The sequence below is a fragment of the Micromonospora sp. NPDC050795 genome (assembly GCF_044456785.1).
In the GTDB taxonomy this organism is placed as follows: domain Bacteria; phylum Actinomycetota; class Actinomycetes; order Mycobacteriales; family Micromonosporaceae; genus Micromonospora.
Window position 1 is genome coordinate 55,185 of sequence record NZ_JBITGE010000011.1, and the last position, 14,536, is coordinate 69,720.

Genomic DNA, 14,536 nt, shown 5'->3' on the forward strand with positions numbered 1-14,536 from the left:
TTGGGCGGTGCGGGCCGCGGGCTCTCGCGGGCCCTGTGCGGCGCTGGCCGCAGCGGTGAGGAGCACCTCCGGTACCCTTGCCGCCGGGCCGGCCCACCGCAGGGCGGACGGGCCCACGACCAGGCGTGAGCCGGGGCACGGGCGAGCGCCGGACCGGGCCGGTTGGCCGGGTCGGCGAGTCATCGGGTAACCTGACCAGGTTGCCCGGGCAGCACCTGCCGGCGACCTCATGAACGTATCAATCCCAGGAGTATCCCGTGGCTAGCGTGTGCGACGTCTGTGGCAAGGGACCGGGCTTCGGCCACAACGTGTCCCACTCGCACCGGCGGACCAACCGCCGCTGGAACCCGAACATCCAGTCGGTGCGTACCCCGGCCGGTGGCGGCAACACCAAGAAGTTGAAGGTCTGCACCTCGTGCATCAAGGCCGGCAAGGTCACCCGCGCCTGACGCGGTAGCACCCACCTTTCGTTCGGCTCAGCCGGCGGACCCCAAGGGTCCGCCGGCTCTGTCGTGTCCCCGGGGGACGACGCCGCACACCGCCCCGCCGAGGCCCGGCGCGCAGGTCAGAGGGTACGGCCGAAGGAGACGCAGCCCTCCGCGTCCTTGTAGAAGCCGAAGTTCGGGATCCGTTCGTACCCGGCGGAGCCGTACATGGCGATCGCCTCGGGCTGCTTGTCGCCGCACTCCAGGACCACCTGCTTGCGGCCCTGCTCGCGCGCGGAGCGCTCGACGGCCGCCAGCACCGCGCGGGCCACGCCCTGCCCCCGTGCCGCCGGAGCCGTGTACATCCGCTTCAGCTCCGCGCTGTCCGCGCCGTGGCTGCGCCAGCCACCGCAGCCGACCGGCTCACCGGCCAGGTAGGCCACCAGGAACGCGCCATCGGGCGGCTCGAACTCGGCCGCGTCCACCGGGGTGTCGTCGCCGGTGCCGCCGTAACGGGCACCGAGGTCGGCCAGTGCGGCATGGATCAGGTGCTGTGCCACCGGTGCGTCGAACCGCACCGCCCGGATCTCGATCTCACTCACGGTGTCCAGGGTACGGCGGCGCGCGGGCCTCACCGGAAGTGGTCCCAGCCGGCCGGGCCGTCGTAGGCGACGCCGTCGACCGTCACGCCGGCACCGTCGGTGACCAGGCCGATCGGCCGCCAGCCCGGCGGCAGCGCCACCGCCGGGGGGAAGGTCGCGGCCAGCGCGTGATCGTCGCCACCGGCGAGGATCCAGGTGTACGGGTCGACGCCGAGCGCCTGCGCCGCGTCGGCCATCTGCCGGGGCACCTCGAACCCGTCGCGGCGCACGTCGATCGCCACCCCGCTGGCCGCCGACACGTGCCCGAGGTCGGCGAGGAGCCCGTCCGACACGTCGATCATGGAGGTGGCGCCGAGCTGGGCGGCTTGCGGGCCGGCCTGGTAGGGCACCTGCGGCCGCCGGTACGCCTCGACCAGCAGCCGGGGCGTACGGAAGCCCCGGGTCAGCACGGTCAGCCCGGCCGCCGCGTACCCGGTGCGCCCGGCCAGAGCGAGCACGTCCCCCGGTCGGGCGCCCGAGCGCAGCACGGGCGGACGGCCCGCCAGGTCGCCCAGCGCGGTGACCGCGACGGTCAGAGTGGGACTGGCCGACATGTCCCCGCCGACGACGCTCGCGCCGACCGTTGCCGCCTCCGCGGAGAGCCCGTCGGCCAACTCCTCCGCCCAGGCGGTGTCCAGGTCCGCCGGCATGCAGAGAGCGACCAGCAGGGCGGTCGGCGTGGCACCCATCGCCGCGATGTCCGCCAGGTTGGCGGCTGCCGCCCGGTGCCCGACGTCACGGGCCGAGGACCAGTCCCGTCGGAAGTGCCGCCCGTCGACCAGCACGTCGGTGGAGGCCGCCACCCGGCCGTCCGGCGCGGCCACCACCGCCGCGTCGTCGCCCGGGCCGAGCAGGGTCGTCGGCCCGTACGACAGCCGGGCGGTGATCTTGCCGATCAACCCGAACTCCCCGATTCCGGACACCCCGAGGCCACCGCCCGCGTTCCGCCCGTGCTGTCCGGCCCCGCCGTGCTCGCTCACCGCTGCTCCTTGACCACCGATAGGGATCGGACCTGGTCCGTAAGGTAGTTTCACCCTTCGGGCCGCTCCCGGGCGGCGACGGACGGAGGTCGAGTCGTGGTACAGGCGTACATCCTCATCCAGACCGAGGTCGGCCGCGCACGTGACGTGGCGGGTCTCATCGCGGACATCCAAGGCGTGGTACGCGTCGACGCCGTCACCGGGCCGTACGACGTGGTCGTCCTCACCGAGGCGAACACCGTCGACGAGCTCGGCAAACTCATCGTCAGCAAGGTGCAGATGGTGCCCGGCATCACCCGCACCCTCACGTGTTCGGTGGTGCGGCTGTAAGTGGACGAGATGACGACCTCCTCCTCGGCTCTGGACGACGGCGGGGCGCACGACGCGGCCGACGGGACGTCCGAGCCGGCTGACGGTAACCGCGAGTCGACCGATCCTGCCGCCGCCGCGCCGGCCGGCCGTGATCGGACCATGCGTGGCGCGGCCCTGCTGGCCACGTTGATCGCGCTGCCGATCACGCTGCTGGTGGCCGTGCTGGCCTTCAGCAAGCTCAGCCCGGACGCGCCGGCCGCCGCGCCGACGCCCTCCGCGACCACCGCCCGGGTGCAGTCCACCACCCCGGTGGAGATGGCCGCACCGGCCCTGGCCGCCCGCCCGGCCACCGTCTGCCGGGCCCTGCTCTCGCAGCTTCCGGCGAGCATCCGCGACCTGGCCCAGCGGCCGGTCACCGCCGGCCCGGAGCAGAACGCCGCCTACGGCGACCCCGCGCTCACCGTGGCCTGTGGCGGCACCGAGCCGACCTTTCCCAGCACCGACGAGGTCTGGACGGTCAACCGGGTCTGTTGGCACCTGGCCGATCAGGCCGACGCGGCGGTCCTCTCCACTGTCGACCGGGAGACGCTGATCACCGTGCGCGTCCCGCGCTCGTACGAGCAGCCGTTGCAGTGGTTGCCGACGATCTCCAGCACGATCGTGGCGAGCGTGCCCTCCGGCGGCGCGATCCCGTCCGGCTGCCAGCGCTGAACCCGAACCGACTCCGCCCGCGCCGGTCAGCCGGCGCGGGCGGGTTTCGGACGGCTCAGTGCAGGCCGACTCCGCGCCGCTGGGCGGTACGGATCAGCCGGTTGACCAGCTTCGGGTACTCCAGGCCGGAGGCCGCCCACATCCGGGGGAACATCGACGTCGGGGTGAAGCCGGGCATCGTGTTGATCTCGTTGAGGTAGACGTCCAGCTCGGGAGTGACGAAGAAGTCGGCCCGGGCGAGACCGGCGCAGTCCAGCGCGGTGAACGCGCGGACCGCGTACTCCTGCACCTGGCGGGTCACCTTCTCCGGCAGGGTGGCCGGGATGTCGTACTCGCAGGAGTCGTCGAGGTACTTCGCCTCGAAGTCGTAGAAGTCGTGGTCGGCGACGACCCGCACCTCGGCCAGCACGGACGCCTCGGGCGTGCCACCGGCCTCGCCCTCCAGCACACCGCACTCGATCTCGCGGCCGACGATCGCGGCCTCGATGATGACCTTCGGGTCGAACTGCCGGGCGGCGGCGACCGCCGCATCGAGCTCGGCCCAGTCGCTGACCTTGCTGACGCCGAACGACGAACCGGCCCGGGACGGCTTGACGAAGACCGGCAGGCCGAGCCGCTCCTTGTCCTGCTCGCTGAGCGTCATGCCGTTGCGCAGCACGGCGTACGTGCCGACCGGGATGCCCTCGACGGCGCAGAGCTTCTTGGTGAACTCCTTGTCCATGGCGGCCGCGGAGGCGAACACGTTCGCCCCGACGTAGGGGATGCCGGCCATTTCCAGCATTCCCTGGATCGTGCCGTCCTCGCCGTAGGTGCCGTGCAGCACCGGGAAGACCACGTCCACGTCGGCCAGCACCCGGGGGCCCTCGGTCGGGTCGAGCACCATCAGTCCGTTACCGGTGGGGTCGGCGCGCAGCACGATGTCGTCACCCGAGTCGGCGGTGATCTCCGGCAGCTGACGGGCGTTGATCGCGAGCTGGGCGGGGTCTCCGTTGGTCAGCACCCACTGGCCGGCCCGGGTGATGCCCACCGGCACCACCTCGAACTCGTCCGGGTCGAGTGCGCCGAAAACGCTACCGGCGCTGACGCAGGAGATGCCGTGTTCCGGGCTGCGTCCGCCGAAGACGATCGCCACGCGGGTCTTGCCTGGGGTGGTCACTCCGGTCACCTCTTCGTACGCGACTGCGGCTGGTCGTGCTCGCCGGTGGCGCTCACCCGGTTGACCTTACTGTGCGTGGCCGCGAGGCGAGGCGATACCCGGCGAGCCACAGGACGACACGGCAAACAGTCAAGAGAGGATATACGGTGCGTAATCGGATGGTAGCAGTGTCACGGACCGCCGACCTGGGGCTGCTCAGTCCCGGGAGTGCCGACGGCCGACCGCTATCACCTTCACCCGTTGCCGGCCGGCCCGCACCATGCCCAGCGCCATGAACGCTCCGGCGATGCGGTCGGCGGCCTCCCGGCTGCTGGCTCCGACGACCTGCCGGCGCCGTTCCGGCGCGACCCGCTCGTTGCGGTTGACGCCCTCGACGGGACGCACGTCGGTGAGCACCACGAGGAAGCGGGTCATCGCACTCCGCCCGAGGGTACGGCGGGGGGCTCCGGGCGGGTTCGCACGTCGTCTCCTTCCGGCGGGCCGGGGGTGGAGGGGCGGCACGCGACGATCGGGTACGGGGGAGAAACCCGATCGCCGCGCGCCCCATCCCCTCCGGTCGCTCACCACCACCGTCGCCACGACAACCGGCGGTGAGGACGCCATAACAGATTGACACGTGTATAGGCGTGAATGCAACTCCCATAGACGTTCTCTCATGCAGACGTTCCCGCAAATGTATGCGACCATCGATGCATGGCTCCCAAGACCGCCCGCGCCCGCCGGCTCGGCATCGCCCTGCGCCACCACCGGGAAGCCGCCGGGCTGACGTTGGAGACCGCGGCGGATGAGATCAACAGCACCCGCAGCACCCTCTCCCGCTACGAGAACGCCCAGACCCTGATCAGCCCCGCCACCGTGCGCGCCCTGCTCACGTCGTACGGGGTCAGTGCCGAGGAGGTGGCCGCGGCGGTGCAGCTCGCCAAGGACGCCCGTAAGCCCGGCTGGTGGGTGTCGTACTCCTACCTGCTGGATCCGCGCACCATCGACTTCATCGCACTGGAGGCCGAGGCGACCGCCATCGCCAACTTCGAACCCTCGGTGGTGCCCGGCCTGTTGCAGACCGCTGACTACATCCGTGGCGTCATGCGCGGCGGGCCGCACACCCTCGGCGACGACCTGGTGGAGCAGCGGGTCAAGATCCGGCTCGACCGACAACAGCGGCTCACCGCCGACCAGCCGCCCATCCTCGACGCGATCATCGACGAGGGCGCGCTGCTACGGCCGGTCGGTGACCAGTCGGTGATGAACGGGCAATTACGGCACCTGGTCAAGATGGCCGAGTTGCCGAACATCAGCGTCCAGGTGATCCCGCTCTCCGCCGGCTACCACCGGGGCACCCGGGGTTCCCTGCACATCCTCGAGTTCGCCGACCCGGAGGACCCGATCATCGCGTCGGTGGAGACCGTCGCGGGTCAGATGATCCTCGACCGCGCCGGCGAGACGCGTACCTGCACCAAGATCATGGAGCATCTCCGAAGCGTGGCGCTCAGCCCGGCGGACAGCCGCGAGATGCTCCTGTCAGTCCTGAAGGGACGGTAGGACCGATGACCCCGATGATCACAGCGGCCTTGGCCGCGGCGCGCTGGCGCAAGAGCAGCCGCAGCGGCGACGAAGGTGCCTGCGTGGAGGTGGCCGCGATCCCGCGGCTCATTGCCGTGCGCGACTCCAAGGACCCGGCCGGCCCGGCCCTGCTGTTCCCAACGGCGGCCTGGGCCGCCTTCGCCCAGGCGCCACCGCAGCGATGACCAGAGGTGCCGCCTGGGCCGCGTTCGCCCGGGCGGCACCGCAGCGCTGACCTGAGGTGCCGAGCCGGTGCGGGCCGAGGCCCGCGCCGCCTCAGGCAACCAGCGGGCGGGGCTCCGGAGCGGCGCGTAGCGCCTCCAGCGCGGCGATCGCGACGCCTCGGGCACCGGCCATGTCCCGGTCCGGCACCAGGGCGAAGGTGGCCACCGCCGCCTGCTCCTCGCGGAGCACCGTGTGCTCGCGGACCGTCGCCAGGAACCAGTCGCGGAACTCCGGTGCCGCCTCCACCACTCCGCCGCCGACGAAGTACGCGTGTGGGTCGCTGAAGTTCGCGGCAACGGTGAACAGCCGCCCCAGCGCCATCGCCTGTTGGGTGAAGAGGTCCCGCGCGAGGGTGTCCCCGCGCTCGCCGTACCCCCGGACCAGCTTTGCCGCCCGGGCCACCGGCTCGGCGGCGAGCGGGTGGTCGGGGTACCGGGTCAGCCAGTACGGCAGCAGGTTGCGTTCGATGCCGGTCAGCGAGGCGATGCTCTCGACATCTCCGGTGAAACCGCAGGCGCAGGTGGGCTCCGGCTGACCCGGGCCGAGCAACCCGCTCAGCGGGATGTGCACGTGGCCCAGCTCCCCCGCCATCCCGGCCGCACCGGCGATCACCCGGCCGCTCTCGACCACACCGCCGCCCAGGCCGGTGCCGACGATCGCGGAGACCGACGAGCGGCTCATCGCGTCGGCGCCGAAGTAGACGTGGTGGGCGTAGAGCGCTGCCGCGTTGCCGTCGTTGTGATAGATCACCGGCAGCCCGAGCCGTCGCTCCAGCGCCCCTCGCACGTCGAAGCCTCGCCAGGCCGGCTGCGAGAAGTTGGTGGAGCCCCGCGACGAGATGACGCCGTCGGCGCTGGCCGGGCCGGGAGTGTCCAGCCCGACCGCCTGGACCAGGTCACGCGGCACGCCGGTCTGCGCCAGGGCGCCGTCCAACGCCTGGGCCAACGCCTCGATCGCTGCCTCCGGCCCGGCCCGCACCTCGCTGGGGATCTCCAACAGCCCGTCCACCAGGAAACGGCCGTCCACCGTCAGCACTGTGGCGTTGTTGCTGGTGCCGCCGTTGTCCAGCCCGACGACCACCGGCACCCCTGCGCTGCCCACCGAAACCGCCTCCCGCCGTCATGAGTGTGAGCCGAGGCTAGTGCCAACCCCTCTCCCCCGCCACGCCCGGGCGGCCCCGCAGCCTGACCCTGGCCATAAACCGGACAGCCCGCCCGGGTCGATCAAGGAGTTGTGCTGGGGGACAAATAACGCAGAGTGGAACCAACCAGGCACCACAACTCCATGATCGACGCGGGCCAGGGGCTCGGGTCAGGGGTCGGGTTCGGGGGTTGCGGGTCAGGCGGGGCGTCGGGCGGTCAGGGCGGTGGCGTCCAGGTCCTCGTCGTGGTGGACGGTGGGGATGAGGCCGGCTTCGCCGAACGCGTCGCAGAGGGCTTCGATCTGGGTGGTGCCGGCTTCCACCACCAGGTGGCCGCCAGGGGCGAGCCAACCGGCCGCGTCGACACCTACCCGGCGCAACACGGAGAGCCCGTCCGGGCCGCCGTCGAGCGCCACCGGGGCCTCGTGCAGCCGCGCCTCCGGCGGCATCAGCGCGACCGCGTCGGTCGGCACGTACGGGGCGTTCGCGACCACCAGGTCCAGCCGACCCCGCCACCGCTCGGGCAGCGGCGCGAACAGGTCACCCTCGTACACCTCGACGTCCAACCCGGCGACGTTGCGACGCGCACACGCCACGGCCGCCGGGTCGATGTCGGCGGCGGCCAGCCAGCGCGGCGCGAGCCGGTGCGCCAGCGCGACGGTGGTGGCCCCGGAGCCGCAGCACAGGTCGACCACTGCCGGTGCCGCGCCGGTCAACTCGGCAGCCATCTCGACCAGCAGCGCGGTCCGGGCCCGGGGCACGAAGACGCCCTCGTCGACGGCTATCCGCAGGCCACAGAACTCCGCCCAGCCGAGCAGGTACTCCAACGGCTCGCCCGCCACCCGACGGTCGGTCAGGTCGGCCAACGCCGCCGGGCTGGGCGCGGCGGCCAGCAGCAACTCGGCCTCGTCCTCGGCGTAGACGCAGCCGGCGGCCCGCAACCGACTCACGAGAGCGGCCCGCTCGGTGGGGGAAGGTGACGTCAAACCGGTCCGGCCACATCGAGCGCGGCGGCGATGTCCGCCACCAGGTCCGCGGTGTCCTCCGCGCCGCAGGAGAGCCGGACGAAGCCGGGAGCGGTGTCGTCGCCCCACTGCGCCCGCCGGTCCGCCGTGGTGTGCAGGCCACCGAAGGAGGTCGCCGCCGCCACCAGCCGGGCGGCCTCGACGAAACGGCCCACCCGGTCGGCGTCGCCCAGGTCGAACGAGAGCACCCCCGGTATCCGGCGCATCTGCGCCGAGGCCACCGGGTACGCCGGGTCGTCCGGCCGCCCCGGCCACCGCAGGCCGCTCACGTCCGACCGGTTGGCGAGCAGGTCGACGACCGCGGCGGCGTTCGCGCTCTGCCGCGCCAACCGCAGGTCGAGGGTGGCCAGTGACCGGTGGGCCAGCCAGGAGTCGAACGCGCCCGGAACCGCCCCGGTGGTGGTACGCCAGGTCGTCACCGCGTCGATCAGCTCGGTGGACCGGCTGGCCAGATAGCCCAGCAGCAGGTCGGAGTGGCCGGTGAGCGCCTTCGTGCCGGAGGCGACCACCAGGTCGGCACCGAGATCCAGCGGGCGTTGTCCGAGCGGGGTGGCGGTGGTGTTGTCCACCGCGAGCAGCGCGCCGGCGGCGTGCGCCCGCTCGGCCAGGGCCGCCACGTCGACCACGTCGAGGCCCGGGTTGGCGGGCGTCTCCACCAGCACCAGCCGGACGCCCTCGAACGACGGGTACGGCCCGACGGTGGGCGCGAACAGCACCCGGACGCCGATCGCCTCCAGCACACCGGTGGCGAACGCCCGGACCGGGAAGTATCCGTCGGTGGGAAGCACCACCGTGTCCCCCGGCCGCAGCAGGGTGAGCAGCAGGCCGGTGATGGCCGCCTGACCGGTCGCGAAGACCCGGCAGTCACCGCCCTCCAGCTCGCCCACCGCCACCTCCAACAGCCGGCGGGTCGGGTTGTCGGGGCGGCCGTAGCCGTTCGGTGACGTGCCCTGACCCTCGAACGGGTCGAGGTGGTACGGCGCGGCGAAGACCGGCCCGGGTAGGAACGGGTCCCCCGGCGCCGGCTCGGGCAGCCCAGCGCGTACGCAGCGGGTGCCGTCCCCCCACTCGCTCATCGGGTCCCTCACTCGTACGACTCGGGTTTGGCGGTGCGGCTCATCAGGGTCTCCACGGCGAGCCGCGGGTCCATCCCCTCGTGGCAGATCCGCTCGACATGCTCGGTGATCGGCATCTCCACGCCGTGCGCGCGGGCCAGGTCGCGGATCGCCAGGCAGCTCTTCACGCCCTCGGCGGTCTGCCGGGTGGCGGCCTGGGCCTGCTCCAACGTCTCGCCCCGGCCCAGATGCTCGCCGAAGGTGCGGTTGCGGGCCAGCGGGGACGAGCAGGACGCGACCAGGTCACCCATACCGGCGAGGCCGGCGAAGGTGATCGGGTCCGCGCCGAGCGCCACGCCCAGTCGGGCCGTCTCGGCCAACCCACGGGTCATCAGCATGGCCCGGGTGTTGTCGCCGAAACCCATCGCGGTGGCGATGCCGTAGGACAGGGCGATCACGTTCTTGACCGCCCCGCCCAGCTCACAGCCGATCACGTCGTCGTTCGTGTAGGGGCGCAGGTACGGCGTCCGGATCGACGACTGCACGAGCGTGGCGCGGGCGCTGTTCGTTCCGGCGACCACTGTCGCGGCGGGCTGCTCGGCAGCGATCTCCGGGGCCAGGTTCGGGCCGGACACGACGACCACCCGGTCCGCGGCGACCCCGGCGGTCTCCACGATGACCTCGCTCATCCGCTTGGTGGTGCCCAGCTCGATGCCCTTCATCAGCGACACCAGGGTGGAATCCGGGTGCAGGTACCCGGCCCATTCGGCGAGGTTGCCGCGCAGGGTCTGCGACGGCACCGCCAGCACCACCACCTCGGCCCCGGTGATCGCCTCGGCGGCGTCGGCGGTGGCCGTGACACGGGCCGGGAGCAGCAGGTCGGGCAGGTACTCCGGATTACGGCGCTCGGTCCGGATGCTCTCGGCAACGGGCGCCCGGCGGGCCCACACCGTCACGTCCCGCCCCGCGTCCGCGAGGATCTTGGCGAACGCGGTGCCCCAGGAACCGGCACCGAGCACCGCGACGTGACCGCTCATGCCACCGCTCCGCTTCGCTGCGCGGCGGCCTGAACGGCACCGCGGAGCCCGATGATTCGCTCGCTCATGCCGCGTCGTCCCGCTGCTCGTGGCCGACGGACGGTCGGGCCGGTCGCTCCCACAGTGGCGGCGGGGTACCGCCACGGATCTCGGCGAGCATGTCCCGCAGCCGCAACATGATGGTGTCCGTCATCTCCTCGAGGGTGGCCCGGGTCGGCTGGGCGTCCACCCATCGGCTCAGGTCGATCGGCTCCCCGGCGGCAACGGTCACCGGGATCCGGGGGCGCAGGCTGACACGGGTCGTCCGCGGGTCGAAGATCCGTTCCGGCCCCCACATCACCACCGGTACGACCGGGGCGCCGGTGGCCAGGGCCAGACGGGCCGCACCGGTCTTGGCCTTCATCGGCCAGAGCTCCGGCTGTCGCGTGGTGGTGCCCTCAGGGTAGATCACGACCGCGCCGCCCTCGTCGAGCGCGGCGACCAGTGCGTCCAGCGAGCGGACGGCGTCCACGCTGCCCCGCTCGACCGGGATCTGCCGGCACCGGTGCAGGATCCAGCCGACCACCGGCACCCGGAACACGCTGGCCTTGCCCAGGTACTGCGGCCAGCGCCCGGAGTCGTAGATGAAGTGCGCGGACACCAGCGGGTCGGCGTGGGAGATGTGGTTCGCCACGATGATCATGCCGCCGTCGCCGTGGAGATGTTCCTGACCACGCCAGGTACGCCGGGTCCAGACGGTCATCACCGGCTTCACCAGCCACACGGCGAACCGTTGCCAGAACCCCAGGCTCCGCCGTGCCACTGTGCCTCCTCGTCGCGCCCCAACCCGCCGCGAAATCCCGCCCGCGACGCCCGCAGCGGAAATCATGCCTGCTCGCCCCCGGTACGGCCAGCGAGGGGCCCGCCGTACGGCTGGCAGGATTGCGGACGTGACTCAGCCGAGGTGGGCCGTGGTGGTGCCGGTGAAGCGGCTGGCCGTGGCCAAGAGCCGGCTGCGGGGCGCCCTGCCCGGCGTACCGCACGAGGAGTTGGCGCTGGCCCTGGCGGCCGACACGCTCCGCGCGGTGCTGGCCTGCCCGGCGGTCGCCGAGGCTCTGGTGGTGACCGACGACGCCCGGGTGGCGGCGGCGGCGCGGGCCGCCGGCGCGGGGGTGCTGCCGGACGAGCCGGACGCCGGCCTGAACGCCGCGTTCCGGCACGGGGCGGCCACTGCCGCCGCCGGGTGGGTGGCCGGGATCACCGCGGACGTGCCGGCGCTGCGCCCGGCCGAGTTGGCCGGCGCGCTGCTCGCGGCGCAGAACGGCCGACAGGGGGTACGCCGGTTCCTGCCGGACACGCCCGGCGGGGGCACGGTGCTGCTCACCGCCGGGCCGGGTGTGGCGCTGGATCCGCGTTTCGGAGTGGGCTCGGCGGTCGCGCACGCGGCGAGCGGGGCGCTGCCGCTCGACGGCGACTGGCCCAGCCTGCGCCGGGACGTGGACACCGCCGCGGACCTGGCCGCCGCCGCCCGGCTCGGGCTGGGGCCGCGCACGGCCGCGCTGGTGGCCGCCGGTCGCCCGGCCCGCGCCGCGGGCTGAACCGCTCTCTGGGCTGAGCCCGCGCCACCGGCCAAACCGCCCGGTGTACGGTGCCAGCATGCAGGGCACGGTGGCCAGCTACGACGCGGCGACGCGCAGCGGTGTCCTGCTGCTCGACGACGGCACCGAGATGCGTTTCCCCGCCCGGGCCTTCGACGCCTCCGGGCTGCGGCTTCTCCGGCTCGGGCAGCGCGTCAGCATCGACACCGATCCCGACGGCGAGGTCGTCCGGGTGACATTGCCGACGATGATCTGAGCCGGCGAGCCCAAGTTCATTTTGCGTTTACCGTAATCGGGTGATTATGAGCGGGTGAGCACCCCTCGCGAGCAACCGGCCCGCCCGCCCGCCACCGACCTCCGCAACGGCTCCCGCACGCGCGGCACCGATGGGCGCTTCCGCCCGTCCCGCGCCGAACGTGCCGGTGCCGCCCGCGCCGACACGCTCGCCGACGATCCCGGAGCCGCCTCCTCCGGGCTGGACGAGGTCATCGACCCCGCCCCGAAGATCGAAGCGGACGGCCCCACCGCCGGTGGCGTCCACCAGGTCCTGCCCGACGACCTCCCGACCCGTACCGCGCCCGAGGACGACGACGAGGCCGCAGCGCCCCCACCGCTGCCCGAGGACCGGTTCCTCAACCGGGAGCTGTCCTGGCTCGACTTCAACGCCCGGGTACTCACCCTGGCCGAGGACCAGCGCACCCCGCTGCTGGAGCGGGCCAAGTTCCTGGCCATCTTCGCCAGCAATCTCGACGAGTTCTACATGGTGCGCATCGCTGGTCTGAAGCGGCGGCTCTCCGCCGGCCTACCGGTGCGCGGCGGGGACCGGCTGCCCCTGCGTACGCAGTTGGAGCTGATCGCCGAGCGGACCGCCGCGCTGGGCGCCCGGCACGCCGCCTGCTTCGTCGACGACGTGCTGCCCAAGCTGGCCGACGAGGGCATCCGCATCCTGCGCTGGGGCGATCTGGGCGACGGCGAGCGGGAGCGGCTGCGCACCTACTTCCGGGAGCACATCTTTCCGGTACTGACCCCGCTCGCGGTGGACCCGGCGCACCCGTTCCCGTACATCTCGGGGCGGTCGCTGAACCTGGCGGTGGCGGTCCGTGACCCCGACGGCGGTTCGGAGCTGTTCGCCCGGGTGAAGGTGCCCAACAACGTCCCCCGTTTCGTCCGGGTGGACCGGGACCAGCCGGGCGTCCGGATGTTGCCGGTGGAGGACCTCATCTCGGTGCACCTGGGGCAGCTGTTCAGCGGCATGCAGGTGGTCGAGTGCCACCTGTTCCGGGTCACCCGCAACGCCGAGGTGGAGGTCGACGAGGACCGCGACGAGGATCTGCTCCAGGCCCTGGAGCGGGAGCTGGCCCGACGGCGGTTCGGTCCCCCGGTCCGGCTGGAGGTCGCCGCGTCCATCTCCGACCACATGTTGGAGCTGCTCGTCCGCGAGTTGGACATGGACGACCAGGACGTGCTCCGGGTGCCCGGCCTGCTGGACCTGTCGGCGCTGTGGCAGGTCTACGGGGAGGCGGACCGGCCGGACCTGAAGGACCCGCCGTTCGTGCCGGCAACCCATCCCCGGCTCGCCGAGGGCGAGGTGCCGCGCAGCGTCTTCTCCACCCTGCGCGACGGGGACATCCTGGTGCACCACCCGTACCACTCGTTCGCCACCAGCGTGCAGCGCTTCATCGAGCAGGCCGCCGCCGACCCGAACGTGCTGGCCATCAAGCAGACCCTCTACCGGACCAGCGGGGACTCGCCGATCGTCGACGCGCTCGTCGACGCGGCCGCCGCCGGCAAGCAGGTGGTGGTGCTGGTGGAGGTGAAGGCCCGCTTCGACGAGGTGGCGAACATCGGCTGGGCCCGCACGCTGGAACGCGCCGGCTGCCACGTCGTCTACGGCCTGGTCGGCTTGAAGACGCACTGCAAGACCGCGCTGGTGGTCCGGCAGGAGGGCAACCAGATCCGGCGCTACTGCCACATCGGCACCGGCAACTACCACCCGAAGACGGCCCGACTGTACGAGGACTTCGGCATGCTCACCGCCGACCCGGAGATCGGCGCCGACCTCACCGACCTGTTCAACGTGCTCACCGGGTACAGCCGGCAGACCGCCTACCGGCGGTTGCTGGTGGCACCGCAGGGCATCCGCAGCGGCCTCATCGAGCGGATCGAGCGGGAGATCTCGCACGTCCGCCTGGGCATGCCCGGCCTGGTCCAGTTCAAGGTCAACTCCCTGGTCGACGAGGGGATCACCGACGCGCTGTACCGCGCCTCCCAGGCCGGCGTCCACGTCGACCTGCTCATCCGGGGCATGTGCACGCTGCGCCCCGGGGTGCCCGGGCTGTCGGAGAACATCCGGGTCCGCTCGATCCTCGGCCGGTTCCTGGAACACTCCCGGGTCTTCCGGTTCGGCAACAACGGTGAGGCCGAGTTCTGGATGGGCTCGGCCGACCTCATGCACCGCAACCTGGACCGGCGGGTGGAGGCGCTGGTGCAGGTGAGCGACCCGATCGCCCGCGCCGAACTGGACCACGTGCTGACCGCCGCGATGAGCCCCGACGTGGACGCGTTCGAGCTGGCCGGCGACGGCACCTGGACCCGGCGTACCGGCGATGACAACGCGGCCCGGGCCCATCTGCAGGAACTGCTGCTGCGCCGCGTCGGTGGCACGGCCAGCTGACCGCGCAGCGCATAGGC

The 14,536-nt window shown here is 72.6% G+C and carries 17 protein-coding genes; 8 read left to right on the forward strand and 9 right to left on the reverse strand.

From position 1 onward, the window contains the following. The first annotated feature begins 257 nt into the window (after positions 1-257). Positions 258-449: a 50S ribosomal protein L28 gene (gene rpmB, locus ACIBEF_RS12200; protein ID WP_011905179.1), complete on the forward strand. Its 192-nt coding sequence runs from the start codon at positions 258-260 to the stop codon at positions 447-449. Positions 450-565: 116 nt separating this feature from the next. On the opposite strand, the gene ACIBEF_RS12205 is transcribed toward rpmB, so the two are convergent. Then, on the reverse strand, positions 566-1,027 hold the full coding sequence (locus tag ACIBEF_RS12205) for a GNAT family N-acetyltransferase (RefSeq protein WP_396793469.1): 462 nt from the start codon (positions 1,025-1,027) through the stop codon (positions 566-568). A gap of 29 nt (positions 1,028-1,056) precedes the next feature. Beyond that, a complete protein-coding gene (locus ACIBEF_RS12210; RefSeq protein WP_396793471.1) occupies positions 1,057-2,046 on the reverse strand; it encodes a thiamine-phosphate kinase in 990 nt (329 codons plus the stop codon). Between the two features lie 96 nt (positions 2,047-2,142). Between ACIBEF_RS12210 and ACIBEF_RS12215 the strand changes: the two genes are divergently transcribed. Both ACIBEF_RS12215 and ACIBEF_RS12220 read left to right on the forward strand, forming a co-directional pair. Further along, complete coding sequence (locus ACIBEF_RS12215) at positions 2,143-2,376, forward strand: Lrp/AsnC ligand binding domain-containing protein (RefSeq protein WP_396793473.1); 234 nt, start codon at positions 2,143-2,145, stop codon at positions 2,374-2,376. 9 nt (positions 2,377-2,385) lie between these two features. Beyond that, positions 2,386-3,069, forward strand: a complete 684-nt coding sequence (locus tag ACIBEF_RS12220; protein WP_396793474.1) for a DUF3515 family protein — start codon at positions 2,386-2,388, stop codon at positions 3,067-3,069. 55 nt (positions 3,070-3,124) lie between these two features. Here the strand turns inward: ACIBEF_RS12220 and ACIBEF_RS12225 are convergent, their stop codons facing one another. Together ACIBEF_RS12225 and ACIBEF_RS12230 are read right to left on the reverse strand one after the other, a co-directional pair. Continuing rightward, positions 3,125-4,225, reverse strand: coding sequence for a D-alanine--D-alanine ligase family protein (locus tag ACIBEF_RS12225; RefSeq protein ID WP_396793475.1), 1,101 nt, complete (start codon positions 4,223-4,225; stop codon positions 3,125-3,127). A gap of 195 nt (positions 4,226-4,420) precedes the next feature. Further along, positions 4,421-4,639 carry a hypothetical protein gene (locus ACIBEF_RS12230; protein WP_030335309.1) on the reverse strand — a complete coding sequence of 73 codons (219 nt, stop codon included), beginning with the start codon at positions 4,637-4,639 and terminating at the stop codon, positions 4,421-4,423. Positions 4,640-4,918: 279 nt separating this feature from the next. Between ACIBEF_RS12230 and ACIBEF_RS12235 the strand changes: the two genes are divergently transcribed. Together ACIBEF_RS12235 and ACIBEF_RS12240 are read left to right on the forward strand one after the other, a co-directional pair. Continuing rightward, the gene (locus ACIBEF_RS12235; RefSeq protein ID WP_091393087.1) at positions 4,919-5,764 is read left to right on the forward strand and encodes a helix-turn-helix transcriptional regulator; all 846 of its coding nucleotides are present in this window, start codon (positions 4,919-4,921) and stop codon (positions 5,762-5,764) included. A gap of 5 nt (positions 5,765-5,769) precedes the next feature. Next, entirely contained in the window at positions 5,770-5,970 is a 201-nt protein-coding gene (locus ACIBEF_RS12240) for a DUF397 domain-containing protein (RefSeq protein ID WP_355005274.1), read from the forward strand. Between the two features lie 91 nt (positions 5,971-6,061). On the opposite strand, the gene ACIBEF_RS12245 is transcribed toward ACIBEF_RS12240, so the two are convergent. From ACIBEF_RS12245 to ACIBEF_RS12265, 5 genes are all read right to left on the reverse strand, one after another. Beyond that, a complete protein-coding gene (locus ACIBEF_RS12245; protein ID WP_396793476.1) occupies positions 6,062-7,111 on the reverse strand; it encodes an ROK family protein in 1,050 nt (349 codons plus the stop codon). A 237-nt stretch (positions 7,112-7,348) separates the two neighbouring features. Then, positions 7,349-8,101: a putative protein N(5)-glutamine methyltransferase gene (locus ACIBEF_RS12250; protein WP_396793477.1), complete on the reverse strand. Its 753-nt coding sequence runs from the start codon at positions 8,099-8,101 to the stop codon at positions 7,349-7,351. A 32-nt stretch (positions 8,102-8,133) separates the two neighbouring features. After that, on the reverse strand, positions 8,134-9,252 hold the full coding sequence (locus ACIBEF_RS12255) for a cystathionine gamma-lyase (RefSeq protein ID WP_396793478.1): 1,119 nt from the start codon (positions 9,250-9,252) through the stop codon (positions 8,134-8,136). Positions 9,253-9,260: 8 nt separating this feature from the next. Beyond that, positions 9,261-10,268: an NAD(P)H-dependent glycerol-3-phosphate dehydrogenase gene (locus ACIBEF_RS12260; RefSeq protein ID WP_112731871.1), complete on the reverse strand. Its 1,008-nt coding sequence runs from the start codon at positions 10,266-10,268 to the stop codon at positions 9,261-9,263. 64 nt (positions 10,269-10,332) lie between these two features. Then, positions 10,333-11,070: a lysophospholipid acyltransferase family protein gene (locus ACIBEF_RS12265; protein WP_396793479.1), complete on the reverse strand. Its 738-nt coding sequence runs from the start codon at positions 11,068-11,070 to the stop codon at positions 10,333-10,335. Positions 11,071-11,197: 127 nt separating this feature from the next. Here ACIBEF_RS12265 and cofC point away from each other — a divergent pair, with 127 nt between their 5' ends. From cofC to ACIBEF_RS12280, 3 genes are read left to right on the forward strand one after another with little or no spacing between them, the layout of a single operon-like run. After that, the gene (cofC, locus tag ACIBEF_RS12270; protein WP_396793480.1) at positions 11,198-11,845 is read left to right on the forward strand and encodes a 2-phospho-L-lactate guanylyltransferase; all 648 of its coding nucleotides are present in this window, start codon (positions 11,198-11,200) and stop codon (positions 11,843-11,845) included. A gap of 58 nt (positions 11,846-11,903) precedes the next feature. After that, positions 11,904-12,101, forward strand: coding sequence for a cold-shock protein (locus ACIBEF_RS12275; protein WP_396793481.1), 198 nt, complete (start codon positions 11,904-11,906; stop codon positions 12,099-12,101). 54 nt (positions 12,102-12,155) lie between these two features. Further along, positions 12,156-14,519 (forward strand): RNA degradosome polyphosphate kinase, encoded by a 2,364-nt coding sequence (locus ACIBEF_RS12280; protein WP_396793482.1) that lies wholly within the window; start codon positions 12,156-12,158, stop codon positions 14,517-14,519. The last annotated feature ends 17 nt before the right edge of the window (positions 14,520-14,536 follow it).

Bases quoted from the DNA above. Each gene is read 5' to 3' on its own strand.
- ACIBEF_RS12240 (WP_355005274.1), top strand. From the start codon at position 5,770: ATGACCCCGATGATCACAGCGGCCTTGGCCGCGGCGCGCTGGCGCAAG.
- ACIBEF_RS12230 (WP_030335309.1), bottom strand. From the start codon at position 4,639: ATGACCCGCTTCCTCGTGGTGCTCACCGACGTGCGTCCCGTCGAGGGC.
- ACIBEF_RS12220 (WP_396793474.1), top strand. From the start codon at position 2,386: ATGACGACCTCCTCCTCGGCTCTGGACGACGGCGGGGCGCACGACGCG.
- ACIBEF_RS12260 (WP_112731871.1), bottom strand. From the start codon at position 10,268: ATGAGCGGTCACGTCGCGGTGCTCGGTGCCGGTTCCTGGGGCACCGCG.
- ACIBEF_RS12235 (WP_091393087.1), top strand. From the start codon at position 4,919: ATGGCTCCCAAGACCGCCCGCGCCCGCCGGCTCGGCATCGCCCTGCGC.
- ACIBEF_RS12275 (WP_396793481.1), top strand. From the start codon at position 11,904: ATGCAGGGCACGGTGGCCAGCTACGACGCGGCGACGCGCAGCGGTGTC.
- ACIBEF_RS12255 (WP_396793478.1), bottom strand. From the start codon at position 9,252: ATGAGCGAGTGGGGGGACGGCACCCGCTGCGTACGCGCTGGGCTGCCC.